We start from the raw sequence: 15,289 nt of genomic DNA, 5'->3' as shown, positions 1-15,289 counted from the left end.
TCTGACTACTGCGCCCAAAAAGCACCGATATCGTCATTTAAATCTTTAAAATTCAGCTCAAATGCTTGGTACATCTTTTTTCTGTCTTGTGCTTCAATGGCTTTTACAAACAGTTCGTGGTTCGTAATAATTCGCTTAAAATCAATGACATTTGTGTCCATTCTGCGCTGCATACTGATATAAATCATACAAAGCATTGTCGGCTTCATTTGTTTCCACAAGTGTGTTAAATAATGGTGTTCACACGCGCGTACCATTGTTTCATGAAAGTTTAAATCATTTTCTGTAAAGCTTATCGCATCTTCAAACTTCAAACTTACTTTCATCATTTCAAGCGCTTGATACATCGCTCGAACAATCGTATCCAAATCAGCACGTTGAATGACTTTTGTAAAAGCAAATGATTCGATCATTAACCGAATATCCGTCAGTTCCTGGCGTTGCTGATCGGTAAAAGGCACTATTTCAGCTCCCATTCGTTCTAAGCGAATCAAGCGCCCCTGTTTTAAAATTTTAAATGCATCTCTAACAGGTGAACGACTCACATGAAATTCAGCAGCAACTTGATTCTCAGTTAAAATCTGTTCCGCTGAACGATCCCCGTTAATGATATCAAGACGTATTTGTGCCGCTATTGCTTCGCCTTTTGATAAATCTGTTAACCATTTTTTTGGAAATTCCATTCGATCACCTCATCTTGTATACAAGTATTCTAGTTCAAATCCTCATATTTGTAAACGCTTTCTATACAAAACTAAAAAATGAGATTAAAATCTAAAACACGTTTAGATCTCAATCTCATTTTTAATTTATATCGCTTTCTATTTAACACATGTCACTTAAATAGATGATTTTAGATATCTTTCTTACTAATTAAAAGGAAATTAGCAATGAATAATACGACGATGGATGCAGCATTGATAAACCATTGCCAGTTTGAAAACGTTAACCCACTGTCTAAAGACTTTTCACTCAAATAGCTAAACGGAATGTATTTCAACGATTTTTGAATATCATCCCCAATGACAGGAATCAAAGGAATAAATGGTTTCATCACCGGTAATATAAGCAACAGTAAAATACCTAATGTATAAACTAGTGCCGGTTTTTGAACAATTAAATTAATTAAAAATAACAGCAAACCATACACAAAGAAAAGAATTAAATAAAAGACCAACAACTTCCATGTATTCTGATTATTAAGTTCTTCACCTTTGGTTGTCCATTGAATTAAATATGTCACGATTAAAACAACAGCTGTTGTAATTATGGAAATAAGCGCGATTGAACAGCATTTTGCAATAAAATAACCAACGCGATTTCGATAGTGGTTCAAAAAGAGTTGAATCGTGCCTTGGCCACTATCACGTGTAATGGTTTTGATTACAAAAAGTAACCCAATTAACGAGAAGAACCATTTTCCTACACTAAAAAGTGTATTCGCATTGACAGGTTTATCATGTGTAACGAGGATTGCCATTGTAGTAATCAGCGGTGCGACACCCAAAATAATCGCTAAATATGTAAGTGGACTCTTCAATATGCTAATCATATCGAATTTAACTAATTGCAATATTCTCATTGTTCGTCACCTCGTTGATTAATATTAAAGTATGTGTCACGCAATGAAATTTTTCTCGTTTCAATGTATGTTGGAAATATCTGTTTTTGTGCTAAACCTTGTAAAAACATTTGATAATTACTTTGTGCATTCAAAATAATTTCCCCTGAATCTTTGTGTGATTGTGCTACTTTAAAATGATCCGTTAAATAGTAAAGGGCTTCTTCAAAGTCTTTTGGAGCAACTTTGACAATCGTTTGATTTGCAGATTGACCATTTGACATATCGACATCTTGAACAAAGTGGCCTTCTCTTAAGAATACAGCACGATCACAAATTAATTCTATATCTTCTAATTTATGACTCGATATTAAAATCTTCATATCTAATTGTTCTACAAGTTGCTGTATTGTTTTTAGAACATCAATGGAGCCGTCTGGGTCCATTCCATTCGTTGGCTCATCCAATATTAAATATTTCGGCTTATTCATTAAGGAAACTGCAATTGCTAATTTTTGTTTCATTCCCATTGAATACTTTTTCACTTTTTTCTTAATATAAGATTCCATACCAAAAGCTTTAACAATTTTATCTGTATATTCTTTATCAAAGCCTTTTCCTAACACTTGAGCGAAAAGTTTTAAGTTATATAATCCGGTCTTATTATCATAAAGTTTAGGATGTTCAATTAAATAACCAATACGCTCATCACTTGAGGTTTTGACTTCACCCGAATAATTTATAATGTTACCATTCATAATTTTCATTAGTGTCGTTTTACCTACACCGTTCTTTCCTATTAGACCAACAATATGACTATCATTAAAAGCAAAATCAATTTGATCGATGACAGTATTATTGCTGTAACGCTTCGTAATCTGCTTTAACTCCATACACATGCCCTCCTACCATCTCTATAAGCTTTTAGTTAAATAATATACGTCTCTTTCAACAATAACATTTATAATGAATAAGACAAAATGATAAATTAAATCGTAATATCATTTAGATTCCATTATATATTATTTCTTTGATTTCGCCCAAAAATTCTCTATCCATTTAAAATAAAAAAATCTTTTAAATTTAAATTACTTTTATTACACATATCCAAAAGTATCACAATCATGGTAAATTACAAAAAACTGAAAGAATAATTAATTCTTCTTATACATCTTCTCAACAAAATATTAAAGTCTTCCTCTATATTGTGACATATTTGTTCTACTGATAGATAGAATTCGACCTCAGTTTTACATCATTTTTACAATGAACATCACATATTTGATTCTTATTATTTTTGTGTTAAGGCTAAAATTTTTTGTGTTAAGGCTAAAATTTAAAAGAGTAAAATTTCTTACGTCATACGTATAAGTCTTATTAATAGGACTTAGAGTTAAACATGGACAGGTAAGGTAATTGGAAAATGAATAGCAGAAAGATAAAGTGGTGACTAAGTGTTAAATTACACAAATGGAAGGGTCAAAATGACTATCAAGTGCTATAGTATTTGACTTCACAGTCATTTTTGACAACATTAGATTGCATTGATGCTAAATGCAACAAACTATTATGGGGGTTTGAATGGATTCTTTTCAAAAATGGCCTTACTTTTGTTGCTTTTTACGATCATTATTCCGACTAATAAAAGCACAAATCATAAATAAAATCGTTGCAACGAATAATTTAATAGCTGAACCTTCATGATTTATAAATTGCAAAATAATACCTAAAATAAAAATGATAAGTGCAATCACTACAAATATTTTAGTTAGATGATTCAATCATTTCACCTCTTTTTATTCATTGATTTCACTTTAGAAAAAGCCAATTTATTTGTCAATCGTTTATTTGATTTGTATTTATGATTGTAACTACTTTTAATTTTTCATTATATTGTTTGCTTCAAAATATCACACATGCTAATATAGAGTTGTATCCACACATGATTAAGAACCCCAAACTTGTTGCCGCAAGCTTGGGGCTTTTTAATACTTTACTTTTTGGTTTTTGAGGTGATTTCGTCATCCTCATGGTCTGAATGGTGATCATATTGTCGCCATTTAGACTCAAACCAACATCTAAAAATAATTAAAATACCACCAGTGATTAATGACATTAAAAACTCTGCCCACTGCATGATTAAGAACACCTCCTACTTTGCGAAGCCATTTTTATTTTTAGCACCAAAAATGTAGGGAAAGGTGGCTAAATTTATTTTAACACAAAATAGCGAACATGTGTTCTGTTTTGGTGTTTTAATTTTTAAACCACGCACTAACTGTAACTTTAAATTTATAAGTTTTCACTGTATGATAGACATATATATTATGAATTTTAGGAAAGAGGTCGAAATGAGATGAACCCTTTAGCGCTGCAATTGAATGAACAATTAACAGAGAAACAACCTATTATTTTAGATATGCTTTCTGATTTAGGGAAAAACATGTATTATCCAAAAGGCATTTTAACACAATCTGCTGAAGCAAAATCTACGCAGTATAACGCGACGATTGGAATGGCAACAGATTCTAAGGGGAAATTGTACACTGAGTCACTTTACAGTATGTTTAATGAGCTTAACACAGATGAAGTTTTCTCCTATGCTCCTCCCCAAGGTTTAGGTGAGTTGCGTGAGCTTTGGCAACAAAAAATGTTGAAAGAAAACCCTGATCTTTCTGCTGATGCGATCAGTTTACCGTTAGTCACTAACGCACTCACACACGGTCTATCTTTAGTTGGCGACCTTTTTGTAAATCCTGGAGATACTGTTTTACTTCCCACACATAACTGGGGGAACTACAAACTTGTTTTTGGTGTGCGCCATCAAGCAGAAATCAATACTTATCCTATTTTTGATGAACAAGGTCACTTCACAACAACTGAACTTGTGAATACACTTAATCAAATTGATCAAGACAAAGTAATCATGGTACTCAACTATCCTAACAATCCAACAGGTTATACCCCTACTGAGAGTGAAGTTAAAGCCATTGTTAAAGCCATTGATGACTTAGGACGTCGTGGCGTAAATGTTGTGACAATTGTTGATGATGCATATTATGGCTTATTTTATGAAGATGTATATACACAATCTATCTTCACAGCACTGACACAACTCAACAATTCTCGTGTATTACCTGTTCGTTTAGACGGCGCAACGAAAGAATTTTTCGCATGGGGATTCCGTGTAGGCTTCCTTACATTCGGCCTTTCTAATGACACAACAAAAAAAGTGTTAGAAGCCAAAATGAAAGGATTAATTCGTAGCAATATTTCTAGCGGCGCTTCACCAACGCAAGCGGCAGTACAACATGCCCTTAAAAACAAATCTAATTTTGATCAAGAAATTCAAGAAAATATCGATACACTGAAAGAACGTTACGAAGTGACTAAGGAAATCGTTTATCAAGATGCCTTTAAATCACTATGGCAACCTTACGACTTTAACTCCGGCTATTTCATGGCACTAAAAGTAAATGGTGTAGACCCAGAACAATTAAGATTACACCTCATCGAACATCATTCAATTGGTATCATTGCCTTAAATGATACAGATATTCGTATCGCCTTTAGTTGTATTGAGAAAGATGATTTATCATATGTTTTCAACTCAATAGCAGAAGCAATTAAAGCATTACAATAAGCAACTATAGACAGGGACATCTCATACAATGTTTCCTGTCTTTTTTATAAAATTTGGGGGTCGCAATGGAAATCAATGTCAAACAACCTAAACAATTTTTAACAAAAGCAAGTGGATTCCTAAAGGATTATACGCATACGCTCAATCCATACATGGGTTGCCAATATGCGTGTTCGTATTGTTATGTGAGGAAGTCACCAATCTCGTTATTTTCTGGTAAAAACTGGGGAGAATGGGTGACAGTTAAAAATAACGTTAATCATCAATTTCAAAATGAGTTACAACACGCCAAAAGAAAAGGCTCTGTGACGATTTTTATGTCCTCTTCAACCGATCCTTACCAGCCACTTGAAAAGAAATATGAGATTACAAGGACACTACTCACATCTATGGCCAGTCATCCTCCCAACTTTTTATTTATTCAAACACGTAGTCCACTCATTCAACGTGATATTGACATTTTAAAAACCTATCCCGGTCAGTTTATTGTAAGTATGACCATTGAGACAGACCGAGAAGATATGGTGCGTTATTTCACACCACAAGCACCTAGCATTCAATCAAGACTCAATGCGCTCAAAAAATTACGTCAGGCAGGTATCCCAACGCAAGTCGCTGTGGCACCTCTTTTACCTTGTACGACAAACTTTCCTGAAATCTTAGCGCAATATACAGATGATGTCACTATAGATGATTACTTTATGGGCGATGGTTCAAATGGTCGTAGAACTGAATCATTAGGTATGCGTCATATGTATCAAGCATTACATTTAGAAGATTGGTATCAACCCGACGCCTATCAATATGTATTGAAATTGATGCAATCTCGATTTTCTAAAACACATATTTCAGTTAGTGTTGATGGTTTTAAACCGACTGAATTCTAATCAATGAACGGAGATGAAACAACTTGTCATATTATTATCAACATCTACACACACCACTTGGCGTCATGACCGCAGTTGTCAACGCTCATGATAAATTAGTTGGTTTAGCTTTTAATGACTCGAAAGACTACCAAACGTTATTGAATAAATTAAATGGGCAGCATAAGTTGATACACCGCTCGCAACATGATTTAATTAATCAACTTGCTCACGAATTAGAAAGTTATTTTCACGGCTACTGTCAATCGTTTAAAACGCCAATATCATTTGAAATCGGCACTCCTTTCCAACAAAAAGTTTGGGGTACCTTACAACAGCTCCCCTATGGAAATAAAGTAAGTTACGGGGAAATTGCTCAAATGATGGGACATCCTAAAAGCACCCGTGCCGTGGCTTCAGCAATTGGTCTGAATCCCTTATCCATTATCATTCCATGTCACAGGGTCATTAGAAAGGATGGCCAGTTGGGTGGCTTCAACAGCGGATTAAACAGAAAAATACGTTTATTAACATTGGAGGGTCATTTGAATGAATAAAAGACAATTTGAAATATTAGCCTCACTTATTGCAGAACCTACTGTCAGCCCGCCCGCAAGAAATACAAAGCCCCTTCAACAAAAGATTGCACATTGGCTTAAAGCGATAGGATTCGATACCACACAAATCCCTTTTTATGACAATGATGAGATTATTGTTGCCACATTAAAAGGCAAAAATGAACATGCCCCAAAACTCATATTGAATGGACATGTAGATGTTGCAGAAGTTGAAAACGAAACATTTTGGCATACAAATCCATTTAAACTCGTTGAAAAAGAGGGCTATTTGTATGGAAGAGGTGTCGCCGATATGAAAGGTGGCATGTCTGCATTATTTTATAATCTTGAACGACTATATCAAGATGGTGTGCAGCCTGAAGGAGATATCATAGTTCAATCAGTTGTAGGCGAAGAAGTGGGTGAAGCAGGAACAAAAATTGCGTGTGAACATTCACCGAAAGCTGATTTAGCACTCGTCCTAGATACAAGCGAATCTATTGCAATGGGACAAGGTGGTGTAATTACCGGATGGATTACAATACAGAGCGATGTCACAATCCATGATGGTGCTCGGAGTCATATTATACACGCTGGCGGTGGACGTCATGGCGCAAGTGCGATTGAAAAAATGGTAAAAATTATTCAAGCGTTACAAGAGCTTGAGCGCCATTGGGCCGTGACAAAATCTTATCCAGGTATGCCAAGTGGTGCTAATACGATTAATCCTGCAGTCATTGAAGGTGGACGTCACCCCGCTTTTATTGCGGATCAATGTAAGCTTTGGATTACTGTTCATTTTCTCCCTCATGAAAATTATGAAGATATTATTAATGAGGTTGAAAACTATTTAAATAAAGTGGCAGAAAGTGATTTATGGCTGCAACACCACCCACTTCAGTTTGAATGGGGAGGCAATTCAATGATAGAAGATAAAGGAGAAATATTCCCTAGTTTTACCCTTCCCGTTAACCATCCAGGCTACCATTTACTGGAACAGGCACATGAAAAAATTCATCAAGGCCCGCTTCAATCAACGATGAGTACAACTGTAACAGATGGCGGTTGGACAGCAGATTTCGGCATTCCAACCATTTTATATGGGCCAGGAGAATTAAATGAAGCACACGGCACTAACGAAAAAATTGAAATCAAATCACTCGAAGATTATACAGAAGTGCTTTATCACTTTTTGAAAACCTGGTATAAAAACCCTGTCAAATCAGCTAGCCAATAAGTAACGTGTTAAACATTTAAAAAGCGTATGATATGAGTAACAAGCTCATTTCATACGCTTTACAATTATGATACTTTATTAAATCATTTGCTTTATCCTTAAATGCCCAATTCCTATATTTAGCTAAATATTTCATGTTTCAATCTAAAACACTATTTTTCTGGAACAACCCAATAGCCATCTTTATTCTCTTTTGCCATCACTTTTTTAAATGCTTTAGAGTGATAAGCTTTTTGAATGTCTTTCACCCATTGCTGATTTTTATTCTTTTCGTTCACAACAACTTGTAAATATAAATCATTAATCAAATCTTCTTTTAATAATCCTTTTGAAGCATCTAAATGAGAAGCGTAAACAATTGAGCCAGGAATAACACCATAGTCAACATCATCTAAAACTCTTGGAATACTTGCAGAATTCATCTCCTTAATATTGAGATGTTTAGGATTTTTTGTAATATCTTTTTTAGTAATGGTAATATCATTCTTTTTAGCATCAACTACAATCCATCCCGCTTTTTCTAATATACGAAAAGCACGCGAAGCATTTGAAGGGTCTTGTGGAATCGCAATCGTGTCCCCTTCTTTTATTTCCTCTAAAGAAGTATGACGTTTCGAAAAGATTTGCGTCGGAACGGTTGGTATTTTGGTGATATTGGTTAAATTTGCATCTCTTTCTTGATTAAAAGTATCCATATAGGCCTTATGTTGATCCACGTTCACATCAACGCTACCTTCCTGCAGAGCCACATCTGCTTGCAGTAACTCCGTAAAATCTTTATTTTTTACCGTATAACCTTTCTTTTCTAATTCAGGCTTTATTCCTTTTAAAAAGAGTTCACTGTACGGTCCAGGTGATGTGGCAACTGTAATTTCCTTTTTATCTTTTTCTTCATGACCACAAGCAACTAAAATCAAAGACAAAAACAAAGTCAGTAATAGGAATAAATTTTTTCTCATTGCACTTACCCCTCATTCCATTCTTTTGGTGTAATAAAGCCTTTATATTTATTTTGCTTTTCATACCAAGTTTCAAATTCATCTGAGTAATATGCTTTTTTAAGTGCTTTTGCCCACGCCTTATTTTGATCTTTTTTATTAATGGTCAGTACAACTTTATGCTGTTCTGGCGTTTTTTCCACTATCAAGCCATCTGCGATAACTTTATGCGCATCTGCAATATAGTTTCCATTGACGATACCATAATCTACATCATCTAAGGAACGTAAAACTTGTGCAGAATGAATCTCTTTAAAATTTAAATGATACCGATCGGGTTTTACACTTTTAACATTGAAATTGACTGTTCCCGCATCTTTATCAATTTTCACCCATTTAAGCTTTTCCAAAATTCTAAATGCACGTTCTTGGTTCACTGGATCATTAGGTACTGCTATCGTTTGACCATCTTTAACGTCATCTAGAGAATGATGTTTCGTCGACCAAATAGATTGTGGTGCAGTCGGTACGTGATTGTTCACAATCATTTCTCCATTTAATTTTTTGTTCATACTATTCATATAAGCCCGACTTTGATGAACCGTAGCATCAATTTCTTCATCAACTAAAGCAGGATCAACTTGATCATTTTGAGAAAAAGTTTTAATTTTTACATCGTAACCTTCTTTTTGAAGAATAGGTAAGATGCCTTTTCTAAATTGCTCTTCATAAGTCCCCACACCAAACCCAATCGTAAATTTTTTATCACTGTTACTTTCCGAGTCAGCCTTACCACAGCCAGCCACAGATATAACGATAAATCCTAAAATCAAAACGTAAAAAATTCGCTTCAAATGACTCCACCTCTTTAATCCTTATTATTCTTATCAGTTTTGTAAATATAATAGCATTTTAGTCCTTAAAGTCAATATTTTTTTAATTCAGTTTAAATGATAATTTGAATCAAATTAAATGGTAGATCATGCAGTGTTAAGTGTTATAATCTTCATCATTGCGCGACATAAACCATTTAGAATCTATACATTTTCATAGACATAGTACTTCAAAAATGATTATAAAAACATGTTCCTTGTATAATCCATTTGTTTCTAGTGATGACTTAGTCATCATATTTATTAAAGGCCATTTCGTTATTTAAGCTACATAAATGTTAAAATTAAAATAAAACTATTTAGTAAGAGGTGTTTATAATGAAAACCACGATTTACTTCATACGTCACGCGGAGCCTAACTATCAAAATCATGATGATATGGCACGTGAGCTAACAATTAAGGGAATTGAAGCAAGCCATACATTGATTGATCAGTTCTCTACAATTTCAATTGATCATTTCTATTCGAGTCCTTATAAACGCGCTATTGATACAATTACTCCGCTAGCACACAATAAACAACGACAAATTAAAATCATCAATGACTTAAGAGAGCGCAAAATTTCTGATAAATGGGTAGGTGATTTTTCATCAATCGCAAGAAAACAGTGGGAAGATTTCACATTTAAACTTCCTAACGGTGAAAGTTTAAAAGAAGTCCAAGAACGAAATATTTTGGCTTTAAAAAATATTTTAGAAGAAGCATCTGGAAAATCCATTGTAGTAGGCACACATGGTACAGCTCTTTCAACAATAATTAACTATTATCAGACTGATTTTAGTTATGAAGCATTTAATCAATATAAACATCAATTTCCTTGGATAGTCACATTTGAATTTGAGAATATGAAATTGAAGAAAATAACGATTTGACTATAAGCGTTTTTTGTATGTATATTCTATTAATCTCAAACCTTCATTGAGTACTTTTTAAATATAATGGAGCAAATACATAAAAAAGGCGCTCCCCAAAAGTAAGAAACTCTTGAGAAACACCTCTACTCATTTAATTAATTTATTATATTCATCTAAAGTTTAAGATAGTAATTACATCATGCCTGGCATTATGTCCTAGTAATATTAGACATAATTACATGTTTAAAACCTTATCAGATCAAAGTTTAAAATTTTTGAAATTGCTGTTATTTTTAGTTTTTACATTCCATTATGTCATAATTATGTCATTCAAAATACATACCTTAATCATAATGGTATACTCTTTTCATAGTACTAAAATTTATGAATTTTTTTAATAGTTGCATCTCCATGTCTCACAAATACACATTGTGTGACATTATACTTTATGCCAAAATTATCATCTATATATTTTCAGGCGCTTTATATTCCATAAGTACTATTTTATTGTTCAGTCTTTTTTTTAGATAAGGTATAAACCTACAATAGCCAAGTATTCCCCATCTGTTCTTGTAATAGTCAAAATAATTATATTCATTTAAAACTTTCATTGAATTCGGTAAAATTTTTTTCAAATCATTTAAATCATTATATCCATATTTAAACACAGGTTTTGAAGTTAATTTTGAAACAGATTTATGTCTATTTGTATTATTAGAAATTGTTTTTGAACAAAATTCAATAACAAATGTCAAATTATGTTTTTCAAACTTTTCAATAATAGTATGCAACAATTCAATCATTACACTCTCATTAAAATACATTAAGACACCTTCAAAGATAAATAGTATATTTGACTCATTGTTAAAAAACTCATAATTTTTAACCTCATCAGTCCAATTGTAATCTAGCATAGATTTTGACAACATTTTATAATTGCTATTTTCTCTAAAAAATTGTCTTCTTATATCTAAAGTTTCAGGAACATCTAAATCTATCCACGAAGTCTTGTATTTATTTAACCGTTGAAATCTAGTGTCTAATCCACACCCTATATTTACCACTATTGAATCTTTATGATCCTTGATAAATCTCGTGGTAATGCCATCTATTATGACGGAACGTACACTAATTCCAACTTGAGACATTGTATCACACGTAATATTCTTATACATATCATCTAAATCATCAAATATAATTTTAGATAATTTGTCTCTAATTATTGGATTTTCATTTTCACATTCTTTGGCGCGAGCTATTAAAGGAATCAGCATTGATTCCGGAATACCACGTAATTGTTCCATTGAATCTCTCCTTAGAAGTATAATTATTATCAAATGTAGATTTTTTAATAGTTTACAATTAGTGAGATTTATTTAAAATTTGTTCTTTTAATTTGCTTCTCAAACTTTCTAAAGTGATAGGATCTGTGAACCAATAGTCTTCTGCTTTATATGAAATAACATGCCCTTTTTTCACTGCATCAATATTTCTCCATGTGTTTGACTTTTCAAAATCAAATGTACTATACGATGGTTTACTTAAAAATATATAATCTCCAGCATATTCACTAATATTTTCTTTTGAAATAGAAGCATAACCTTTTTTATCTTCTTGTAATTTATTTTTATATTGCTTTGTCATTCGCATGCCAAATGCGTCATGAACTATATCTAAACCACGTCCCCATGTTGAGTTGTATATGTATATTTGTTTTTCATCCGTTTCAAAAACAGACGCTGTTACTTGACCAATTTTACTTTGAATTTCTTCTTTATCTTTTTGAGTTTTATCATCCCATTCTTTAATCCATTTTAAAGCTTTTTCTTCATTGTTAGTCAACTTGCCTATTTCTCTTAGTATTTCTTTATGATTATATTTATTGTATGTATATGGAACTGTTGGTGCTATTTTTTGATACTTATTAATATTTTTATCCATAGCATCTACAACAATTAAATCCGGTTTTGCTTTAGCAACTTTTTCCACTGCGTTTTCTCCAATAAAATCAACACCTTTTAAATACGGCTTTAGGATTGAAGAATCTTTAGTTATGTCTGAAACAGCAATTGGTGTGATTCCTAACTTTATAAAATCACCAACATAAAATCCAGTTAATACCACGACTCTTTTAGGTTTCTCTGGTACTTTAACTGTCTTCCCATTTTCAAGTTTATAGTCCTTAATACTTGCCGAATTACTTGTTTTATTAACAGATGTTGAACATGCAGATAAAATAAATAAGCCACATAATAAAATTCCAATTAATTTTTTCATGACATTATCCTTTCAATAAATAATTGAGATTCATTATCAATTATAAGATATCCAAAATTTTAGTCAATACTTACTAGTAATCACAAATAAAAAAACGACCCTTTTAAAGGTCGTTTTTACCAAATGAGAATATATTATCAATGAAAATAGTCGCTTAGTATGACAGTAAGCTAATTGTATAATTCCCCATCATTTCAAAATATAAACATAAACAACTAGTTAATTATATCGCCAATGTGTATTGAATGAGGGGCAAAAAGCTATCAATTTCTGGGATAAGTGTTAAGTTACTAGGCCTCTTAACTGGTTATATAGATCACTCCAACTAAAAGTCTTGTTTTCATAAGTTCTTGTTATTTTATAACACTTGATATTACAGTGATTTATAACTGTATACTTCTCAACAATTCACATCACTTCATAATTAACGTATTCAAATACGTATTCACTGCCTGCAACGTGTGAAAGTTTTCTCATATTAATAATTGTGGGAATTTTTACTTAGCCGAACAAACTAATTCCCAACTGTAACACAGACCTCTTCTCACTAGCTTATATTACCTGATTTAATAATATTTTCATACATTCCCCTTCATCATAAATCGGTTTCCTTTACTTGCCCTTCAACTTCAGACTGCTCAAGTTCTGATTTTAAATCTATGTTTAAAATTATCTCATTTAAATCTATAAATAATATACTAAAATGCATAAAGCACCCTTTTAAGCGTTCATAATCTCTTTGTTCTTCAATATTAGGTAAAGTATAAACGTTTTTTTACTATTATAATCAATAAGACTTTTTAATATTTGTAGGGTCTGTTTTAATTGAAAAATTATTTGTAATTCTTTTTCTTCAAGATACATTAAGTCTTTAGTTATTTCTTTAATCAGATCATCTATGTCATCAATTAAATTATATATATTTCTTCCACAATCTACTGACTTTATCATATTTTTTAAGTAGTTTTCAATGTATGCACTTGTTTTAAACTCGCCTGTTTGCTTTTTCTTAGGTGAATAGTTATCATTATATAATTCTTTTCTATTTTTTATTAAGTCTAATAAAAAGTCACCGCGTGTTATCATATAAAAATCACATATAAATTCATGTAAATTATTCAACTTGTCCAAATTCATTTTAAGTAATGTTTTAACTCTTAGAGTAGTATCATTCTTTTCTCTATTTTGCCTATCGATTTCAAGATTTCTAGCATTATCTCCTGAAATCTTAGCGCCTAAATAAGCACCAAGAAAAGTACAGAATAAAGCAAGTATGGAGATAACTATATTTAATGACTCAATCCAGTTCATGGCATGTTGTAATAGAAGTATTAATGCAACTACAATAACACCTCCAATTGCTCCTACCAAAAAGTAAGACCAATTTAATTTTATAAACTTAATCATATATCACCTCTTATTTTATATAAACCTCACAATGTTTCCATATATTAGATGGTTTAATCACTAGCAACATCAGGCTTTAAATCTAAAATTTCAGTAAAGTTATTCAACAAGCAACCCATCTTGTTGTAAATGTCACCTTTAGTAATCGAGCTTATATCTGTTAAATAGTAATCTATATATTCATCTACTTGTTTTATCATGTTTTCATAATCTCTTTTGTTCAAAAAGAAAATCAAAAATACTAACATATCAAACAGTTTCGATTGTAAATTATTGTTATTAATGTGCTTATTTGATATAGAGTTATAATTATGTGTTAAACTTTTAGAGTTAATCTGTTTATTTATTTTGAAATCATATAATCTTTCTTCATGCGCACAAACATTTCTAAAAAAATTAACTTGTTTCACTATCCCCTCAATGTCTTTACTTTGTATATTAACTTGATGTCCGTACTCTCTTTTGAATTTATCTGAATAACTTTTAGATATATTATTTTTTATATCTTCGTCTAAAATTTGAAATAAATAAGAAACATTGCCAATCGTTAAATAGTTCATTAATACCCAAAATGGAACACCATCATGATGGCTAATATAGTGTTTTATAGGTTGCTTATTAGTTTTCGTCATTATACTACTTAGTGTTGCTACTGTTTTTAATACTGTTTCAGAATCTTCATTATCTGAATAATTTTGGAAGTATAAGTATGAATGTGGCTCACTATATTTTTCACTAAAATAATATGCAATTCTTGATTTTAAATGTGTTTCAAAGACTAACAAATATTCAATAATAGTATTTCGTAATCGGCGATCAAGTTTATAAAGTGAAAACACTTCTTTAAATGATGTACCTGTAATATATGTTTCAGGTTCTAAAAACTCGTCAGATGCTGGCTTTTTCATCAAAAACAAATCTTTATATCCGTTAATCACATTATAATAATTTTCATTTTCTAAATCATACTTATCTTCATCAGAAATGGTTAATCCTCTATTCTTCAATATTTGAATTTGTTCCTCGTATGTTTTAAATGGTTTCATTTGTTCCCC

15 protein-coding genes and 1 pseudogene are annotated in these 15,289 nt (G+C 31.9%); 5 read left to right on the top strand and 11 right to left on the bottom strand.

Translation table 11 applies throughout. From position 1 onward, the window contains the following. Positions 1-5: 5 nt before the first annotated feature. The 5 genes and pseudogenes from C1H58_RS08915 to C1H58_RS12390 all read right to left on the bottom strand — a co-directional run. The gene (locus tag C1H58_RS08915; protein WP_103356488.1) at positions 6-683 is read right to left on the bottom strand and encodes a GntR family transcriptional regulator; all 678 of its coding nucleotides are present in this window, start codon (positions 681-683) and stop codon (positions 6-8) included. A gap of 170 nt (positions 684-853) precedes the next feature. Next, on the bottom strand, positions 854-1,582 hold the full coding sequence (gene pmtD, locus C1H58_RS08910) for a phenol-soluble modulin export ABC transporter permease subunit PmtD (protein WP_050330495.1): 729 nt from the start codon (positions 1,580-1,582) through the stop codon (positions 854-856). Next, the gene (gene pmtC / locus C1H58_RS08905; protein WP_165545994.1) at positions 1,579-2,454 is read right to left on the bottom strand and encodes a phenol-soluble modulin export ABC transporter ATP-binding protein PmtC; all 876 of its coding nucleotides are present in this window, start codon (positions 2,452-2,454) and stop codon (positions 1,579-1,581) included. Before pmtC ends, pmtD begins: the two co-directional genes overlap by 4 nt. Positions 2,455-3,165: 711 nt before the next feature. Beyond that, positions 3,166-3,342 (bottom strand): SE1626 family protein, encoded by a 177-nt coding sequence (locus tag C1H58_RS08900; RefSeq protein WP_165545993.1) that lies wholly within the window; start codon positions 3,340-3,342, stop codon positions 3,166-3,168. Between the two features lie 272 nt (positions 3,343-3,614). Beyond that, positions 3,615-3,698, bottom strand: a pseudogene (locus C1H58_RS12390) (Trp-rich small protein); the annotation flags it as partial. Positions 3,699-3,917: 219 nt separating this feature from the next. On the opposite strand from C1H58_RS12390, the gene C1H58_RS08890 reads away from it, so the two are divergent. From C1H58_RS08890 to C1H58_RS08875, 4 genes are all read left to right on the top strand, one after another. After that, on the top strand, positions 3,918-5,204 hold the full coding sequence (locus tag C1H58_RS08890) for an aminotransferase class I/II-fold pyridoxal phosphate-dependent enzyme (RefSeq protein WP_165545991.1): 1,287 nt from the start codon (positions 3,918-3,920) through the stop codon (positions 5,202-5,204). 65 nt (positions 5,205-5,269) lie between these two features. Then, positions 5,270-6,091 carry an SPL family radical SAM protein gene (locus C1H58_RS08885; RefSeq protein ID WP_165545990.1) on the top strand — a complete coding sequence of 274 codons (822 nt, stop codon included), beginning with the start codon at positions 5,270-5,272 and terminating at the stop codon, positions 6,089-6,091. A 23-nt stretch (positions 6,092-6,114) separates the two neighbouring features. Beyond that, a complete protein-coding gene (locus C1H58_RS08880; protein ID WP_060829652.1) occupies positions 6,115-6,627 on the top strand; it encodes a methylated-DNA--[protein]-cysteine S-methyltransferase in 513 nt (170 codons plus the stop codon). Continuing rightward, positions 6,620-7,864, top strand: a complete 1,245-nt coding sequence (locus tag C1H58_RS08875) for an acetylornithine deacetylase (RefSeq protein ID WP_165545989.1) — start codon at positions 6,620-6,622, stop codon at positions 7,862-7,864. The genes C1H58_RS08880 and C1H58_RS08875 overlap by 8 nt, the downstream gene beginning before the upstream one ends. Before the next feature lie 152 nt (positions 7,865-8,016). Here the strand turns inward: C1H58_RS08875 and C1H58_RS08870 are convergent, their stop codons facing one another. Together C1H58_RS08870 and C1H58_RS08865 are read right to left on the bottom strand one after the other, a co-directional pair. Further along, a complete protein-coding gene (locus tag C1H58_RS08870) occupies positions 8,017-8,823 on the bottom strand; it encodes a MetQ/NlpA family ABC transporter substrate-binding protein (RefSeq protein ID WP_165545988.1) in 807 nt (268 codons plus the stop codon). A gap of 5 nt (positions 8,824-8,828) precedes the next feature. Continuing rightward, complete coding sequence (locus tag C1H58_RS08865) at positions 8,829-9,656, bottom strand: MetQ/NlpA family ABC transporter substrate-binding protein (protein WP_165545987.1); 828 nt, start codon at positions 9,654-9,656, stop codon at positions 8,829-8,831. Positions 9,657-10,013: 357 nt separating this feature from the next. Here C1H58_RS08865 and C1H58_RS08860 point away from each other — a divergent pair, with 357 nt between their 5' ends. Further along, positions 10,014-10,568: a histidine phosphatase family protein gene (locus C1H58_RS08860; protein WP_060829648.1), complete on the top strand. Its 555-nt coding sequence runs from the start codon at positions 10,014-10,016 to the stop codon at positions 10,566-10,568. Between the two features lie 446 nt (positions 10,569-11,014). Here C1H58_RS08860 and C1H58_RS08855 read toward each other — a convergent pair whose 3' ends face one another. From C1H58_RS08855 to C1H58_RS08840, 4 genes are all read right to left on the bottom strand, one after another. Beyond that, a complete protein-coding gene (locus C1H58_RS08855; protein WP_165545986.1) occupies positions 11,015-11,854 on the bottom strand; it encodes a class I SAM-dependent methyltransferase in 840 nt (279 codons plus the stop codon). Between the two features lie 58 nt (positions 11,855-11,912). Next, positions 11,913-12,827, bottom strand: coding sequence for an iron-hydroxamate ABC transporter substrate-binding protein (locus tag C1H58_RS08850; RefSeq protein ID WP_165545985.1), 915 nt, complete (start codon positions 12,825-12,827; stop codon positions 11,913-11,915). A 720-nt stretch (positions 12,828-13,547) separates the two neighbouring features. Next, a complete protein-coding gene (locus C1H58_RS08845) occupies positions 13,548-14,234 on the bottom strand; it encodes a hypothetical protein (RefSeq protein ID WP_165545984.1) in 687 nt (228 codons plus the stop codon). A 53-nt stretch (positions 14,235-14,287) separates the two neighbouring features. Continuing rightward, the gene (locus tag C1H58_RS08840; protein ID WP_165545983.1) at positions 14,288-15,280 is read right to left on the bottom strand and encodes an Abi family protein; all 993 of its coding nucleotides are present in this window, start codon (positions 15,278-15,280) and stop codon (positions 14,288-14,290) included. Positions 15,281-15,289: the final 9 nt, after the last annotated feature.

It is taken from the genome of Staphylococcus sp. 191 (assembly GCF_011174885.1).
Classification (GTDB): Bacteria; Bacillota; Bacilli; order Staphylococcales; family Staphylococcaceae; genus Staphylococcus; species Staphylococcus coagulans.
Note: the sequence above shows the minus strand (reverse complement) of the source record. Positions and strands in the feature narration are given on the sequence as shown.